We start from the raw sequence: 15,996 nt of genomic DNA on the forward strand, positions 1-15,996 counted from the left end.
ATGCAGGGCGTGGTGCGCGTTGTAGTTGGCGAGGTGGCTATGCCTGATCGGGTCGCGGTCGCGGCACAGGACAACCTGCTGCGGCGACTACGTCGCGCGCGAGAGGCATTTCTTCGAGGCGATGATCCGAGTGATGTCGTCCGGCCGGAGATCCTGCGCTCATGGTACCGGTCGTTGATGGCGGGCGTGTCCCCAACAGCTCCCCTCGACCTGCACCCGGGGCCTGCCGTCAACCCGGACAGCTCCCTGCTGCGTGCCGCGCGCCCCGTCGTACGTTCGCTCCTCGACGACTTCGGAGAAGCCCAGGTCTCGATACAGTTGCTAGACCGCAATGCGCAGATCGTCGGTCGCTGGGTGGCCTCGCAGTCTTTCGAGGCCATGCTGGAAGGGATCTGCAAGGTCGGCTCAGTCATCGACGAAAGCCTCGTCGGCACCACCGTCCTCGCGACCGTGAAGGAGGAAAAGCGACCCATCACAGTCTGGGGGCCTGAGCACTACCACGAGAATCTGAGCCTGTTGTCAGGCGCCGGCGCGCCGATCGTCCATCCGGGAGCGGGTGTGCTCCAGGGGGTGGTGTCGGTCGGATGCGATCTGACCATTCCGCTGGGCTTGGTGTCGTCGCTGGTGAACCAGGCGGCCCGAGACATCAGCGCGGCGCTGGTCACTGGCTACAGCCGCGCTGATCGCGAGCTACTGGACGCTTACCTCCAGGTGGAGCGAAGGGGGCCTCGGCGACCGGTCATCGCCATCAACGCGCGCCTGTATCTCTCGAACATGGAGGCGTCAGCCCGCGGCGGGTATCCAAGCCACGCTGACCTGTGGGAATGCATCCAGAGGTCAGCCGACGAAGGTGAACCGACGGGCACCGGTGTCCACGAAATCGAGACGCCGCAAGGGCTGCGGCTCGCGGTCCGCCCTGTTCGCTCCAGCAAGGAACTCATCGGAGGGGTCGTCCAGCTCTGTAGCCCGCATGACGGATGCCCACCGCGCACGACGGGATCAACGGCCCCAACCCGGTCGGCAACCGGCCGGGGCGGCTCGTCAGCCGCTTCGCGCCCAATCAACGCCCTCTACTACGAGGCCGAGCGGATACTGAAGACCGCACCGGCGTGCCTCGTATACGGCCCGCGGCACGCCGGGAAGAGCACAGTGTCACGGCGCGTGCTCAACAAGCTGGGGTACGACGTGCACACCTGCGAAGCCAGCCAGCTCGTCGACGGGTCCTTCGTGGACGCTGTCGCGCCTGACGCGAACGGTCGTGCCTGCCTGCTCGTCCGCCACCTCGAGGCGATTCCCGAGTGCGACATCCCGCTCATGGAAGGGTCCCTGAACACGGCATCGCGACAATTCGGGGCCGTGATCGGCACCTACCGGCTCGCGCCGGCACCCGGTGAGCTCCCCACCTGGCTCGAGCCGGCATTCGATGCATACCTCAGGGTCCCGTCGGTGTCGGAGATCTCCCAGGACCTTCCGGCGCTGATCGCCGACATCATGGGCGTCGATATCACCCAGCTGGGCTCGGTCATCGACAACGACGCGGTCCGGGCGATCCAGGAACGGTCGCTTCCAGGCAACGTCGAGCAGCTAAGGCGCGTCCTGTTTCGAGCTCGCGCCGTTGCCGGCGAAGGACCGATCACGCCGACCCAGTTGCCGCTGCGGCCCCGTGTTCGTCCCTCCCATCGCCGACTGACGCCGCTCGAGCGTGTAGAACGCGACGCGATCACCGCCGTACTGCTCGCCCACGACGGCAACAAGGCAGCAGCGGCGCAGGAGCTCGAGTTGTCCCGTTCCACGTTCTACCGCCGCCTCAACCAACTGGGCCTCGCCTGAGGGTCTATCAGGCATTAGGTGTGATTCGTCTGTTTGGCCTACAAGTTCTTTGGTGGGCTGTTCGGCCTACACTCGTCCGGCGGTAAGGCGGCCATCGAAGAGGACATCGAACTCGTTGAGGGCGGACTTCCAGCGGTTGTTCCAGCGCTGGCGGCCGCGGCCGGTGGGGTCGAGGGCGAGGGTGGCCAGGTAGAGGCGTTTGAGGGCGGCGGTCTCGTTGGGGAAGTGGTCCGGGGGCCTCGTCGTCCTCGGTGGTGGACAGCCCGGCCAGGCGCAGGGTGATGCGGGCGGTGAGCTTGTCGATCTGCATGGTGAGGTAGTCGACGGTGTCCAGCAGCATCCGGCACATGAAGGCGTGGTGTTCTTCGAAGCGGCCGGTCAGTGATTCGGCCAGGGTGGCGTGGCTGGCCTTGATGGTGCCGTGAACCAGGTCCGCGAGGGCCTTGGGGCTGCGTTCCCCGGCGATGAGGGCTTCGAGCATCGCCCGGCCGGAGACGCCGAAGGGCGCTGTCAAGTTGTTGAGTATGTCGGTGCCTGACAGTCAGCGCAGCCGCACCCGCGACGATTCGGTCGAAGTCGTGCTCCTGCTCGAGGTCGGTGCTGCTGCGGCGGACCATCACGTGCGTCGTGACGGACGGCAACATCCTCGCCAGGTCCCGCGATTCGCGAGCCCGGAGGTACGTCCGGCCGGCGTACTGATAGCTGTCGGCCGTGAACAGGCGGGCGGCACAAGAGCGAAACGATCCGCAGCGGCTGCGGGAGCGGACTCGGGGGAGCAGGCGGTCCAGGTCGCGCCGATGCTCGCCGTGAAGGCAACGACGGTTTGGGCAATGTTGGGGAGGTAGGCCGCGACGGCGTCCCCCGGGGCCGACACCTTGCGCCCTCAACCAGCCCGACAGGGCACCCACACGATCCCGGAGGTCACGCCAGGTGACTCGTCGCGGTCACCCGACTCGTCGAGGCTCACGACGGCGTCGCCGTCGCGGTCCGCGTGCCGCATGACCTGATCGACGTAGTTGAGCCGTGCCCCGCGGAACCAACGGGCATCGGGCAACTTCGCGTCGAGCAGAACAGGGCCCGCGGGATCACGCTTCATCGGCACGTCGAAGTGCTCCGCCACCACGTCCCAGAACGTCTCGGGGCGGCCGTCGACACCGGTGCAACGACTGGTAGTCGTCGAAGCGGAGTCGATGCTCCGCGTCCAACCAGGCGCAGAAGTTCGTCATGTTGGAGGACGAGCGCTCCGCTGTGCGTTCCGACTTGTCGCGGTCCTTTCGGATGTCGGGTAATGGCGTTGGGGTGACCCACATGGCAACGGCGCCGCCACGCCCTTTCGGGACAGGCGGCGCCGTGCGTACGGTCCCGTGCAGGGCTGCTGGCTCAGCAGATCTGACCGACGGAGAGCTCGTTCGTGAGGTCAGGGTCGTCCAGAACCCAGACAAGACCGAGCAACGCAGCCGTGTAGCTGTACTGCTGGAACCCGAAAACCTCGCCCCGCGCCGCGGTCGTGAACACGAACCGCCGCTCGTGGCCGAGCGGAGCCATCGCCTTGCCGGCGACGACGTTGCGGAAGTGCACCTCGATGAACGGCTTGTTGCTGTCGGCCAGCGCCCACTTCGTCGGCTCACCCGTGAAGGTCAGCCCGGCGGGGTTGATCAGGAACCCGTCAACCGTCGGTGCGGTTTCGTGGATCCACTCGACGATCTCGCCCTCGTGGTTCGAGACTATCGACACGACCTCGACGTTGATGCTCTCACCGAACGCCTGGACGAACTTCTGGAGCTCCTGGATCGAGGCACCGCCGTACACACTGCGGTCCCGGTTGTGCATGTTGGACATGTTGGGTCCGTCGATGACACCGATGCGGTACCTCTGGTCACCGGTGCGGATCGAAGACCAGCGGCTGGGGTCGTAGGCGGTCGATGCTTGATTCACTGTGTCTCCTCATATCTCGTCGTGCGAGTCCCGGGCGTATCCCACTTGTCGCCTTCCGTTCGAGTCAAGAGAGGAGCCTTCCTCGGTGCGGAGAGTCCACATCCTGGGATCACGTCGCCGGAGTCGCAGATCTCGGTCTCGATCACACCGATGCCGTCGACGCTGAGGCGTACCCTGTCGCCCGTCGCGAGGAACGGATACGCATCAGTTCCGTGCAGTCCGGACAGTTCGAGGATGCAGCCCGTGCCGACCGTGCCACTGCCGATGAGATCGCCCGGCAGAATGGTCGTGTTCCTCGATGCGGCCGCGAGCATGTCGGCGAAGCTCCAATGCAGGTCGGCGAGATTCCCTTCGCTGTAAAGAGTCCCGTTGACCTGCGCGGTCATCCGTAGCCCGTACCGTCCTCCGACACCTGGGCCACCGAGCTCGTCCGGCGTGACCAGGAAGCCGCTGACGCTGGTTGCGAAGTCCTTGCTCTTGGACGGCCCCATCGTCAGTGGGATCTCCTCACTCTGGACGTCGCGCGCACTCCAGTCGCAGAGGACGACGTAGCCGGCGATGTGGTCCTCTGCTTCATCCGGGCCGAGATCCGAGCCCGGACGGCCGACGATGGCGGCCACCTCCAGTTCGTAGTCGAGCGCCTCGGTCCCAGGGGGCCGCTTCATTGGTACGTGCGGCCCGAGCAGCGCCGCGGGGTTGGAGAAGTAGAAAGCAGGAGCGCGGTACCAGACGTCCGGTACGTCGACGCACATAGCCCGCGCCGAGTTCTGCAGATGCGTCTCGAAGGACATGAAGTCCCTGAACGAGGGCGGCCGGGGGACGGGGGGCGCCAACTCGACGTCCCCCACCTCCACGACACCAGCCGGGTTGCGGAGCGCGTCCCGCCCAGCTTGTACCAGTGCGCCGCGTTCCAGAAGGCCCAGCAGGGTGACGCCTGCGTCGAGGCCGAAGATGTAGTCGCCGCCATCGCTGAGCACGCCCGTGCGCAGCGACGCATCCTCCGGCGACTTGTACGTGCACCACTTCATCGTCGTGACCCTCCTGCCGTCTGTCTGCTGCTCAGTACTGCGTCAGCTCGTCGAGCGCCGGCTTGATCTGGGTCATGAAGATCTCGAGCTGCTTGATGACCTCCTCCTTGGGCTGCTGCGCGAAGTGCGACGGCATCACGAGGTACTCGGCGGGCAGCCGCCTCCACTGCTCGACGAACTGGTCGCGCACCCGGTCGATAGATCCGGCGACCCACATGCCACAGTTCATGACCGAGTCGACCGGGTCGTCGCCGATCTTGAGTGGAGTCGTCCCGGTATAGAGGTCTCGGAAGATGTCGAGGTCGTACTTCACGATGTTCTCGCGAGCCTCAGCCTCGGTCTCAGCCACCTGCAGCCAGCGGCACAGCGCCTGGTTCTGGCCCAGCGCGTAGGTCCGGCCTGCCTCGGCGGCCGCGTCGACGTACGCCTGGCCGAACCGCTCCGCCGTGCTGATGGCTGAGAAGTACGACGGGATGTAGCCCCTCGGACCGCAGAAGGTCACGGTCTCGATGCTCGCGTTGCTCGCGACGAACACGGGCGGGTGCGGCTTGGTATACGGGCTGGGCACGACGCTGACCCGACGAATGCGGTTGTCGTCGTCCATCTCGCCAGGAGCGCCGAGCTCACGGGTGGCCGACATCCCCCACTCGATACCGTCGGCGTACGGGAACGGGACCTGCCAGCGTCCTTCCTTGCGCTCCACGCTGTCCTGGGTCCACGAGTCGATCACCAGCTTGACGTTCTCCTCGAACAGACTCCGGTTGATGGCGTCGTCGGAGAACTGCGCCCGCTTCTCAGCGTCCGTCATGGCCGCGAGCTGGTCTTCGGTCAGGCCGGTCGGCGACTTGGTCGCCTTGCTCCCGTAGTGCTGACCAATGACGTTTGTCCAGCGCTGCTGGTAGCCGCGGGAGAAGCCGGCGAACGTCCGGCCCTGGGTCAGATGGTCGATGATGGCGATGTCCTCAGCCACCCGGAGCGGGTTGTGGGTCGTGATGGTGTAGCCGAGCTGGCCGACCCGGATCCTGTCGGTGAAGCTGGCCCAGTACGCGTTGAGGAGGCCGGGGTTGGGGCCGACCTCGTAGCCCTCCGAGTGGAAGTGGTGCTCGATCGCCGACACGCCCCAGAGTCCGAGCTCTTCGGCGGCGAGGACGATGTCGGTCATGTCCCGGACCGCCTGCTGGTAGAGGCCCGAGTCACGGCCGAGCGGCGCCTTGGCGACGCGCTCCTCGCGAGTTGCGGCAAGTTGGGGGTAGAGCTGGAGAATGACGTTGACCATGGCGATGCGGTTCCCTTCATGGTCTGCCGCACGTGGGCAGTGGGTTCGACACGAGAACCTAGATTCGCGACGGCATGGATTCTTTGGGCGCCAACATAGGGTTTTCGCCACGTATCTGGTGTCCCACACATGTGACCGCGTGCCTGCATGTACGGAGTTCAAGCGCGAGGCGGTGGGGCTGGCGCCACCTCCGACCAGACCGTGACCGAGACTGCACCGCGTACTGCCCCAAGTAGCCGAAGTCGTCCGGAGCAATGGCGGACGGCTCGGCCAGCCCGGAGCGTACGCGGGGGTCATGAAGGACCTTCCCACCCTGGAAGGTGAGTCCGTCGACAACGACGGCCATCTGTCGACTCGCTCGGGCGCCGACTTCTGGAAGGTCGGCTCGGTTGCCTCGGGATTCAGCGGCGACGCTGGCAGGAGGCGGCTCAGCCTGTTGATCCAGAGCCGCCTGCCCTCCCCTGCGGAGTCCATCCAACTCTGATAGCGCAGGCCAACCCCGGGTCGGCAGCGTCGGCGCTCGGGCCAGAGCCCGGCAAGCGGCGACGGTGGAGGCCAGCCCGTAGCTCAACGCTCCGCGATGGCTGCCCGCAGGCGCTCGGTGCAGGTGGGCAGTTCGTGGATCAGGTCAGATTCCCAGAAGCGGAGCACGATCCAGCCAGCCTCGGTGAGCTTGCGGTCCTAGTAGGCGTCATTGGCCATGTTGCCGAGAACACGCGGGTCTTCTCGGTATTTTGGTAGGAGGCCGTTCCAGTAGTCGCCGTCGACTTGGAGCACGAGACGGAGCGACGGGATAGCCGCGTCGACGGTCCACCGGCCCAGGAGTCGGTACTGGCGCTCCCATCGGGCATCCGGAGCATGGGCTGCCGTCATCTCGTCGAGAAGGGCGTACAGGATGCGCTCTGGGCGCGTTGGGGCCCGGGTGGTGAGCTGGTCGTGGCGGGCGCGAGCGAGGATCGCCGATCGTCCCGGATCGGTGCCCATGATCTTCACCCAGCAGGCACAGGAGCAGACACGCCGCTTGTCCTTGAGGGACGCGGGAACCGTGTACTCGATACCGCAGTGAGGGCACGTCTTGCGCACCCGATTCTGTTTGGCGAGGTGGCGGCATGCATTGGAGCAGCAGGTTCCGCGACCTTCGTCGGCGACGGACTGCTTCACGGTGAACTCGACACCGCAGACGCGGCACTTACGGGTGGCCCGTCGGGCCGTGCAGGGCTGGGAGCAGAAGGCGCCCCAGCCCTTCTCAATGACGCTGCGCGGCGCTCGGAACGGCTGGCCGCAGCCCCGGCAGATTCGGTCGAGGGCCCCCTCGGCAAGCGTCTGACACACCTTGCTGCAATACGAGCCGCGGCCGTTCTCGACACGGGACAGCTTGATCTCAAACTGGGCACTGCACTGGAGACAGGTGCGGGTGATACGGGTGCGCTGGGCAAGCCCCGAGCAGATCTTGGAGCAGAACCGCGCCCCCGAGGGAGCCGGCCGGATTGCTGGCGTTCTTCGGACGGAACTCGGTCCCGCATTGTGCGCAGGCGTGGGAGGGCGCCGCAGTCGCGGCGAGGTGGCAGGCGCGCGAGCAGTAGGAGCGGCTCCCGGCCCGGTGCTCCTTCCCACGTACACGGAACGCTGTGCCGCATTGAACGCATTCGCGCGTCGTCCATACGGTGTCCTCGGCCTGCTGCGACCGGAAACAGGCGGTGGAGCAGTACTGTCGGCCGGCCTGGGAGGGCGCATCGACACCAAGTTCGCCGTCTGCGCCATCGAGCCGCTGGCCGAAGGGGTGTCGCTGCGGGTGTGGCGGGCGGTGAACCCGCTCAACGGCCTGGTCTACGGCTACGGCGGGCTCAAGCTGGTCCGCCGCTCCGCACTGCGGGAGCTCGGCGAGGCCGTCGACGTGCTGGCCGCGCTTCCGGGTCGGATCAAATTCTCGAAGGAGGTGGCCGGGACGACGCGGATCAACCAGAGTCCGTATCACGCGTGGAAGGTCGGTTTCCGCGAGTGCGCGATGCTCGCGCGTGGCAGTGAGTACGGGATGGACGACGCACAGAGCACCCAGCGGATCGCGGCCTGGACCTCCGGCGGGCAGGGCGAGTTCGCCGACTACGCCACCGCCGGCGCCCGCGAGGGCGTCGCGTTCGCGGGCGACGCGGCCCGCGAGCCGGGGCGGTTCGAGACGCTGAACGATCCGGCCTGGCTCCTGGAACGCTTCACCACCGCGCACGGCGAGCAGGCGGTCGCCGGATGACCGGGCCGCTAGTGCTGATCGAGCCGTACGCCCACCGGCTCGGCGGCCACCACCAGCACGCCCTGGTCGCACTCGCCGGGACAGGCCCCGACGCCATGGTGGTCGCCCCGTACGGGGTCGGGGCCGAAGCCGACACGGCTCTGCGTACGGCGGGGGCATGTGTCGCCGGGCCGGTCGGCACGGCGGCCCGGGTGCTGTTCGTCGCGGCGAACACCGCGGCGGTCCTCTCGGCGGCCGGCCGTCGGGTCTTCGCCTCCCGCCGCTGGTCCACCGGCCTGCGGCGGGCCCCGCACCAGATCACCCTCCTCGCCCGCTGCCTCATCGAGGCCGCGCGTCCGCGGACCGCCCGCCGCCTCGCCCCGGACCCTGGCGCGGTGGTGGTCGCTCACCTACCCCTGGATTGCGGGCCGGCTGTCGACGGGCCGTGGCCCCCGCCGGGCAGCCGCACCGACTGAGTCGCCTTCCGGCTGACCCGGACACGAACGACTTTCACCGCTGAGTCCCGGCGGCAGGCCGACAGGCCGGTCAAACTCCCATGGCAATCGGTCAAGATCAGGTGTCAGAGGACATCTCCTACGTTCCGGCCGCGGGCTTTACCGGGCTGCCGCTCGGCGCTTCCTCGTCCCCGGCCTTGGCGGTTGGGGACGGCTCGGGGGAGGCTGGAGAGGGGCTCAGGAGGTCGTCATGCGCATCCAGGACATCCGGATCGGCGAGACCTACCAGGTCAAGGTCCCCCAGCGACTGCCGCCGGCTCTCCGCCACCGTATCCCCCGCACCCATGCCGATTTCGCCGCCGACATGCGACTGAACCTGCGCCGCGGCGACCGCTTCGACCTCACCGTCACCGGTATCGACCCCGAGGGCGCCACAGTCGACGGCTACGAGGCCACCACCACCAACCGGGTGACCCTGCGCCTCACCGCCGACCAGATCGAACTTCTGGACCTCCCCGCCGGCCCCGAGTACGAGATCGACGGCTTCGTCACCGACACCGACGGCAACGAGGTCACCCTCCCCGCCGCCATCACCTACACCGTCCTGCCCGCCGTCTGGCTGCATCCCCTCGAAGAACCCGTCCCCCTCGCCCCCAGCACCGCCCGGTTCTACCGCGCCCGGGTACAGGAACAGGCCACCGGGATGACGGTCCAGGACGTTGCTCGCGCCGCTGAGGACGCGCAGGAATACCAGCGCGACATCGCCGGGCAGGCACTGGACAGCTACCGAGCCGAGGAATGGCTCCGCACCGCCGAAGTGGAACACCAGGAATGGCTCCGGATCTCAGCACTCATGACAGACAAGGCAATGAAGACGTACGCCCCCCAGAGCGACCCGCAAGGAATGACACCCCACTCCTGAGAAGCACGCTCCCGTGCCCCTGACCGTCGCGGCTGAGATCGCTTCGCGCGCCAGTGCGGCAGGTCAGATGCGCGGCCGCGTCCAGTGAGACAGACAGGAATCGTAGGTGTGCGCCGGCCGCCCCCGCGCGCTTTGAAATCTGTGAGTCTCACAGCCCATTTCCCCAGGTAGGCGCGCTGCCCTGTGAGGTGCGATAGCTGTGAGAGCAGCCGTCGGCCAGGGCCTGCGGCTGCTGCATGGTGTTGCTGCTGATCGTCCCGGACGACCGATCACCCGGGCCCCTGACGGCCTCTTCTCGCTGGCTGCGCTTGTGCGTGGACCACCCACGGGCCCGGCAGTCGAACACCTGGCGGAGCCACTTCTCACCGTTTTGGTGGGGCCAGAACTTGGGTCTGATGGCACAAGTTCCGTGACTCCGCTACGTAGCGTGACCGCTCATGGTTGAGTGACGGGTCGGGAGATCGCCCGGATTTCGCTCCTCGTGCGGGTGGTTCGGTCGAGATTCGTTCGCTGTGGACGATCTCGCGTATGCGATACAGGAGTTGTTGTTCCCCGGAGTTTCCGGGCTGGCCGTCACGGCCGTGTACGGCACCGGTCCGGGCATGCGGGTGGAGGCCCGGTGCACGCCTCCAGCGGTGGCATGTCCCGGCTGCGAGCAGGAGGCCGCTCGCGTCCACAGCTCCTACCTGCGCTTTCCCGTTGACCTGTCGGCCGCGGGGCGGACCGTGACCGTGGCATTGCGGGTGAGGCGGTTTTTCTGCGACTCCGCGCCGTGTCCGCGCAGGACGTTCGTAGAGCAGGTGCCTGGGCTGACGCGCCGGCACGGGCAGGTCGCCGAGCGGCTGAGGAACACTCTCGGGGTGCTCGGCCTGGCGCTGGCTGGCCGGGCCGGTGCCCGCATGGCAGGTCACCTGGGTGTTCCGTTCAGCCGCAGCACACTCCTGCGGCGCGTCATGGACCTGCCCGACCCGGCGGCCACCGCACCCCGCGCGGTCGGTGTGGACGACTTCGCCCTGCGCCGCGGCCACGTCTACGGCACCGTCGTGATCGATGCCGACACCCACCAGGTACTCGACCTGCTCCCGGAACGCGACGCCGACACCCTGATCCCCTGGCTGGAGGGGCACCCGGAGATCGAGGTGATCTGCAGAGACCGATCCGGCGCCTACGCCGACGCGGCCGCTACCGCCGCACCCCAGGCCCAGCAAGTCGCCGACCGCTTCCACCTCTGGCAGAACCTGGCCACCGCGACCGAGAAGACCGTCGCCGCCTACCGCGAGCACCTCAAGACCCTCACCCTCGACGCCACCGCACCCGAGCCGGCTTGGGAGACCCCACTCCCGGAGGAATCCGCTGACCACAACGGCCCGGACCACGAGGAGAAAATCGACGAGGTCAAGGGGGACAACCCGACGGGGAAGTTCGCAGACCGCGCCCGCGCTCATCACGCGCTCGTCCACGAACTCCTCGCCCAGGGCATGAGCCTGCGGGGGATCGCTCAGCACCTGGGCTGGGGCCGACACACCGTCCAGCGATACGCCCGAGCCGCCCGCTGGCAGAACATGGTCAAGGGCCGGAAACCGCCCCGCCGCACCAAACTCGACCCGTTCAAGCCCTACCTGGAACACCGCTGGACGGAGGAACAAGGCCAGGTGACCATCCTCGACCTCCACCGAGAGATCACCGAACGCGGCTGGCGCGGGCACTACTCCCTCGTCCGCGACTGGATCCGCCGTGCCCTCCCGGACTACGAGAAGGCGCCTCCACCCCCGCCGACTCCGTCGGTCCGGCAGGTCACCGGCCTGCTCACGCGGCATCCCGGCACCCTCACCGAGGATGACAAGCTTCTCCGCAAGGCCGTACTGGCCCGCTCCCCTGAACTCGCCACTGCAGCCGACCTGGTCAGCTCCTTCGCCGAGATGCTCACCACGCTCTCCGGCACCGACCTGCCCGCCTGGATCAACCAAGCTGCCGCCGCGAACCTCCCCGGCATCAGTAGCTTCGCCACCGGTCTGAACAGCGACTACGACGCCGTGACCGCCGGACTGACCACCCACTGGAACTCCGGCCCGGTCGAAGGGGCAGTCAACCGGATCATTCTGTGGAATCTGATTTGTCAACATCATGCGTATTTGAGCAGTTCCATGGTCCAGTCTCGCTGCTCGACAGTGTCGGGGACGGCGAGCCCGCGCGCCCGTTCGATCCGTTTCCAGGCGGTGTCGGGATCGAGGCCGTTGAGGATGAGGAGTGCAGCAGCGAGGAGGGATGAGCGTCCGATGCCGGCGCGGCAGTGGGTGACGACGTGTGCGCCTTCGTGCAGCTGTTCAGCGAGTTCGCGCAGGGTGGGCAGGATCGTGGTGAGGTCGGGGACGGTGCGGTCGGGGATGGGTATCGCGACGAACTGCAGCCCGGCTGCAGCGGCTTGCCGAGGTTCGTCTGCGAGGCCGAGTTCGTCGAGTTCGGGTCCAGTGAGCGCGCAGACCAGGATGGCGACGCCGGCGTCGTTCAGCGCGGCCATCTCGTCTTCGAGCCAGTCATTGCCGCGGGGTCTGGCCATGGTGCTCAGTCGTCCCGGGCCTGAGAGGTCGATGGTGAAGAGGGCGGGTCGCATGTCAGCAGCACTTTCGGTCGGTGGGGTCGGGAGGTGAACGGACGGTCAGTGGCAGGAGTCGACCAGGTTCGGCGCGGAGCTCGCTCGGGGTCGGGCCGGCTGGGGTAGCCACCTCGGCGAGACGCTCGAGAAGGCGATCGAGGGCGCTCTGGCCGTCGTCGACGGCGGCGCGTTCCTCTTCGGTGAGCGGAATGCTCACGAGCATGCGCTGCAAGTTGGCCTTGGCTTCGACGAGTTGGGCTTTCCTCGATTCCTTGGGGGTATAGAAATCACAGCGAGCGCAGGCCATCCGGTGCTGGCACTGTTCGAAGAACAAGTAGGAGCACAGCCCGTGACCGAGATCGTAGTACTGCATGGTTCACCGGTGGCCGCGGCCCCGGAGGCGACCGCGTCGCGGTCGACGAGGACCTCGATCGTGCGGACGTTGCGGGCGAAGTAACCGGCCTCGGTGTATGCCTTCGTGAGGGTGTTGGGCGTGATTTTCGCGTAGTACTGGGTGGATTGCGGCGAGCGGTGCCCGAGCCAGGCTTGCAGCTCGAACAGCGTCATCGGCTCCTTGGCGTTGTAGAGCTGGCTGGCGATGGTGGACCGGGCCCGGTGGCTGGTGATGTCGCCTCGGACATCGGCGTCCGGGACTCCGGCCTTGTGGCAGAGCATAGGGATGATCGTGTTGTTGATGTAGCTGGTGGAGACGCGCCGGGCCCGGACGGCGAACAGGAGGTCGACATGCTCGCCGGTGCGGCGGTCGGTGAACCTCGGTTGCTCCGGGCGGACGGCCTGCCAGGCGTCGACGGCCTGGCCGAGGAACGGGTCGACCGGTTTGGTGAACGAGGTGCCGGTCTTATGGGTCGGGACGTCGAGCAGGCAGACCGCATCGCGGGCCAGGACCTGCTGTGAGTCTCCGGCGATGGGTGCCCCATCGTGCTGCCAGCGGATGCAGCCCACCCGCAACCGGGCTATCTCATCGCTGCGTTGGCCGGAGAACAGCCTGGTCAGCGTCACCGCGCGGACCAGTTCGAAAGGGTAGAAGTGCCCGGACCGGGTCTGTGGAAGGTCCGCGGGTTCGAGGTTCAGCCCCGCCCACAACAGCTTCGCCCAGATCTCGTCGGCGATCACCCGGGGGTCGGGTCCGAGGAGGGCCGTGATGCTGCGGGGGATGGCGAGCGCGCGCAGTGGATCGAAGCGGCGGGGCAGCCACTCCCATTCCTGGCAGTCCCGGAAGAACGTCCGCAGGGCGGTGATCTGCCCGGCCTTGGTGGGTGCCTCCAGCGGTTTGCCGAGACGGTCCCCCAGCCCGACCGTGCGCTGGATGTAGTCGCCGACCTTCATCCGGTCCAATGCGGCGATCCAGGTCGCGCAGGTCTGCCGGGTCCAGTCCGCCGGATCGGCGGCTTCGGGGTGTTCGGCCGCGAGCCACCGGCCGACCTTGAGCAGGTTCGACCGAACGCTGCCGAGGACCCGCGGGGTAAGCGTCGAGGTGGCGTGCCAGCGGTCGGCCCATTGTTCCCAGACCTTCGCGCCGCCCGTCGCCCGAGACGTATGCCGGCCTGTGCTCGCGGCCGGCGGAGCGCAGAAGCCGAGGTTTGCGACGGCCCGCTGCATGGCGTGCAGGGTGTTCAGCCGACTGCCGTCCAGCAGCCGGTCGCGGCGGACCCGGTCGAACAGTGCGGTGTCCAGATCCTCGAGATGTGGGCTGCGGTTGAGCAGGAAGAGCTGACAGACCACCATCGGCAGCAGCGTGTCGTCGTCCCGGCCGAGTTGGTAGCCCCAGGCGGCCAGGACTGCGCGGACCCGTGAGATCTCGCCGTTCACCCGGTCGCGTCCGAAGATCCGCCACGACAGGGTGAGCCTTTGGAAGCCACCGAGTTGGTGGAACTCGTCGAAGGAGCCGAGCAGGTAGGCGTGCGCCGCGAGATAGGGGCGGACCTCGTCGCCGGCCCAGGCGGGCGCGTGCTGGCGGAACTCAGCCTGACTGTGGCCGAGCAGATGCACCCATTCCTGCGCGGGCCAGGCCCAGAAGGTGCGCCCGGTCTCGGCGCATCGCGTCAGCAGAACGGCGATCACGTCGAGCATGGCGCGTCGGCGGTGCGGGGTGGGCGGCGAGTCCAGTGAGGCGTTGACCGCCTCAAGCGGTCCCAGCAGGCGCCCGATCACCTGCCAGCCCGGTGCGGACGGATCGTGGTACTGCAGCCGCCGCAGGTTACGCACACCGAGCTCGTGGACGGCCCGCATCTCATCGCGACGGACCGCACCCACGGTGTCGAAGTGGTGGCGGGTGATCGGCCAGGACCAGCGTCCCGCCCCATCCCCGGTGGCGCTGGCCAGCGACGATGCGGTCACCGCGAGACCTCCGCCGTCGTACCATCCGGGGAGGTGAGCATCTGTATTCGCCAGGCGTGGATGTGCTCCATTCCGCGACTCAGCTTGTCGGCCAGGTCCCGGCCGGACAGGTGGATGGACTGGAGCGTGGAGTCGGTGTGCCGGTGGCCGGCGAAGGAGGCGATCGCGTGCAACTCCCAGCCCATCCGGGCCAGATCGGTCAGACACAGATGCCGAGTGGTGTGCGTGGAGAACCGCGGGACCCCGGCCGTCACAGCGATCTGGCGTACCACCTTCGACCACGTCCACAAGGTCAGCGGCTGAGCATAGTTGCGTCTGGACTCCGACAGGAACAACGGCCCCCGCGCCCGGCTGACGGTTGCCCGGTGGGCGAGGTAGGCCGACATCAGCACACCGGTCGACGCCGAGTACGGCACCACCCGCTCCAGCCGGTTCTTCGTCGTCTCCGCCCGCACCCTCAGCGTGCGATGGGCCGGATCCAGATCATCGGTCCGCAGCGAGCACAGCTCCTCGCGCCGCAGCGCGGCGTCATAGGCCAGGGCCAGCATCACCCGGTTGCGGACCGACTCCTGCCGCGCGACCTCCAAGATCCCCAGCCACTGCTGTTCGCTCGGAATCCACGGCAGCTTCGTCAGCCGCGGCACCAGACCCCGTTGCTGGCCCCCTGCCCGGCGGCCAGGGGTGTAGCGGCCCCGGCCCACCGGATTTGACTCACGCAGCCCCTCCTCCATCAGGAAGTCATAGAACAGGCGGACCGGCACCAGCCGCTGCTGAATCGTCGCGTTCGCCAACCCAGACCCCGAGTCGATCGAGACGACGTTCGCACCGCGACGGCTCGGCCGCGAAGTCAACTCCCTTACATAGAGGGCGATATGCGCGCGGTTCGCGGTGACCGGATCGACAGTCTCCCGCTCGCACATCAGCAGGTACTCGGCCATTCCGCGGGCGTAGGCATCGATCGTGCGAGGCGCACGCCCGAGATCGGTCCAGATCGCCAACCAGGCCGCCGCCTGCTCATGCCGGCCCAACACCGGCCACTTCTCCGTCAGCACCATTGTGCCGCTCAGAAGGTGTCTCTTTTCCGAATCTGATGTGCGAGTTTCTGCAGGTCAGTCGCGGTTGCTTCGTGTTCCAGGCAGGCTGAGGCCGTCGTGTTCGTCCTGGTGATGCGGAGGTGGCGGATGCCGTCGTTGTGGGCAGTGCTGGAGAGCCGTGAGAAGGCGGCTCTGGTGCGGGTGCAGGAACTGCGGGCCGAGTTCGAGCGGGTTCGGGCTGCTCTTGCGGAAGCTGAAGAGGCGCTGAACCACCGGGTGATCGGCCTGGAACAGTATCTGGAGGCCCTGGCCGAGCAGGACGCGTCCGTCGAAGTGGAGCC

Annotated in this window: 14 protein-coding genes and 3 pseudogenes; 8 read left to right on the plus strand and 9 right to left on the minus strand. The window is 67.6% G+C overall.

Annotated features, from left to right (window positions below; all coding sequences use genetic code 11):
- On the plus strand, positions 1–1,830 hold the full coding sequence (locus ACZ3IC_RS30830; protein WP_467421550.1) for a helix-turn-helix domain-containing protein: 1,830 nt from the start codon (positions 1–3) through the stop codon (positions 1,828–1,830).
- A 66-nt stretch (positions 1,831–1,896) separates the two neighbouring features.
- Here the strand turns inward: ACZ3IC_RS30830 and ACZ3IC_RS30835 are convergent.
- Positions 1,897–2,058 (minus strand): annotated as a pseudogene (locus ACZ3IC_RS30835) (IS256 family transposase); the annotation flags it as partial.
- Here ACZ3IC_RS30835 and ACZ3IC_RS30840 point away from each other — a divergent pair.
- The gene (locus ACZ3IC_RS30840) at positions 2,030–2,215 is read left to right on the plus strand and encodes a hypothetical protein (protein WP_467421552.1); all 186 of its coding nucleotides are present in this window, start codon (positions 2,030–2,032) and stop codon (positions 2,213–2,215) included. The pseudogene ACZ3IC_RS30835 and the gene ACZ3IC_RS30840 overlap by 29 nt on opposite strands.
- A 498-nt stretch (positions 2,216–2,713) precedes the next feature.
- On the opposite strand, the gene ACZ3IC_RS30845 is transcribed toward ACZ3IC_RS30840, so the two are convergent.
- From ACZ3IC_RS30845 to ACZ3IC_RS30860, 4 genes are all read right to left on the minus strand, one after another.
- On the minus strand, positions 2,714–3,022 hold the full coding sequence (locus ACZ3IC_RS30845) for an acetyl-coenzyme A synthetase N-terminal domain-containing protein (protein WP_467421593.1): 309 nt from the start codon (positions 3,020–3,022) through the stop codon (positions 2,714–2,716).
- A 188-nt stretch (positions 3,023–3,210) separates the two neighbouring features.
- Positions 3,211–3,765, minus strand: coding sequence for a type II 3-dehydroquinate dehydratase (locus ACZ3IC_RS30850; RefSeq protein ID WP_467421554.1), 555 nt, complete (start codon positions 3,763–3,765; stop codon positions 3,211–3,213).
- Positions 3,762–4,793, minus strand: coding sequence for a fumarylacetoacetate hydrolase family protein (locus tag ACZ3IC_RS30855; protein ID WP_467421556.1), 1,032 nt, complete (start codon positions 4,791–4,793; stop codon positions 3,762–3,764). The genes ACZ3IC_RS30850 and ACZ3IC_RS30855 overlap by 4 nt, the downstream gene beginning before the upstream one ends.
- A 31-nt stretch (positions 4,794–4,824) precedes the next feature.
- Positions 4,825–6,069 (minus strand): LLM class flavin-dependent oxidoreductase, encoded by a 1,245-nt coding sequence (locus ACZ3IC_RS30860; protein WP_467421559.1) that lies wholly within the window; start codon positions 6,067–6,069, stop codon positions 4,825–4,827.
- 295 nt (positions 6,070–6,364) lie between these two features.
- Between ACZ3IC_RS30860 and ACZ3IC_RS30865 the strand changes: the two genes are divergently transcribed.
- Positions 6,365–6,553, plus strand: a complete 189-nt coding sequence (locus ACZ3IC_RS30865) for a hypothetical protein (RefSeq protein ID WP_467421561.1) — start codon at positions 6,365–6,367, stop codon at positions 6,551–6,553.
- Positions 6,554–6,750: 197 nt separating this feature from the next.
- Here ACZ3IC_RS30865 and ACZ3IC_RS30870 read toward each other — a convergent pair whose 3' ends face one another.
- Entirely contained in the window at positions 6,751–7,152 is a 402-nt protein-coding gene (locus ACZ3IC_RS30870) for a PDDEXK family nuclease (protein WP_467421563.1), read from the minus strand.
- A gap of 553 nt (positions 7,153–7,705) precedes the next feature.
- Between ACZ3IC_RS30870 and ACZ3IC_RS30875 the strand changes: the two genes are divergently transcribed.
- The 4 genes and pseudogenes from ACZ3IC_RS30875 to ACZ3IC_RS30890 form a co-directional block, all read left to right on the plus strand.
- Positions 7,706–8,314, plus strand: coding sequence for a hypothetical protein (locus ACZ3IC_RS30875; RefSeq protein ID WP_467421566.1), 609 nt, complete (start codon positions 7,706–7,708; stop codon positions 8,312–8,314).
- Positions 8,311–8,769, plus strand: coding sequence for a hypothetical protein (locus ACZ3IC_RS30880; RefSeq protein WP_467421568.1), 459 nt, complete (start codon positions 8,311–8,313; stop codon positions 8,767–8,769). The genes ACZ3IC_RS30875 and ACZ3IC_RS30880 overlap by 4 nt, the downstream gene beginning before the upstream one ends.
- Before the next feature lie 229 nt (positions 8,770–8,998).
- The gene (locus ACZ3IC_RS30885) at positions 8,999–9,670 is read left to right on the plus strand and encodes a hypothetical protein (protein WP_467421570.1); all 672 of its coding nucleotides are present in this window, start codon (positions 8,999–9,001) and stop codon (positions 9,668–9,670) included.
- Between the two features lie 602 nt (positions 9,671–10,272).
- Positions 10,273–11,754, plus strand: a pseudogene (locus tag ACZ3IC_RS30890) (ISL3 family transposase); the annotation flags it as partial.
- A gap of 38 nt (positions 11,755–11,792) precedes the next feature.
- On the opposite strand, the gene ACZ3IC_RS30895 reads toward ACZ3IC_RS30890, so the two are convergent.
- From ACZ3IC_RS30895 to ACZ3IC_RS30905, 3 genes are all read right to left on the minus strand, one after another.
- Entirely contained in the window at positions 11,793–12,281 is a 489-nt protein-coding gene (locus ACZ3IC_RS30895) for a protein-tyrosine phosphatase family protein (protein WP_467421596.1), read from the minus strand.
- A 195-nt stretch (positions 12,282–12,476) separates the two neighbouring features.
- Positions 12,477–14,621, minus strand: a complete 2,145-nt coding sequence (locus tag ACZ3IC_RS30900) for a tyrosine-type recombinase/integrase (RefSeq protein ID WP_467421573.1) — start codon at positions 14,619–14,621, stop codon at positions 12,477–12,479.
- Positions 14,618–15,652 (minus strand): tyrosine-type recombinase/integrase, encoded by a 1,035-nt coding sequence (locus ACZ3IC_RS30905; RefSeq protein WP_467421575.1) that lies wholly within the window; start codon positions 15,650–15,652, stop codon positions 14,618–14,620. The genes ACZ3IC_RS30900 and ACZ3IC_RS30905 overlap by 4 nt, the downstream gene beginning before the upstream one ends.
- Before the next feature lie 150 nt (positions 15,653–15,802).
- On the opposite strand from ACZ3IC_RS30905, the pseudogene ACZ3IC_RS30910 reads away from it, so the two are divergent.
- A pseudogene (locus tag ACZ3IC_RS30910) lies at positions 15,803–15,996 on the plus strand (hypothetical protein); the annotation flags it as partial.

The organism is Streptomyces sp. NPDC002958 (assembly GCF_055563255.1).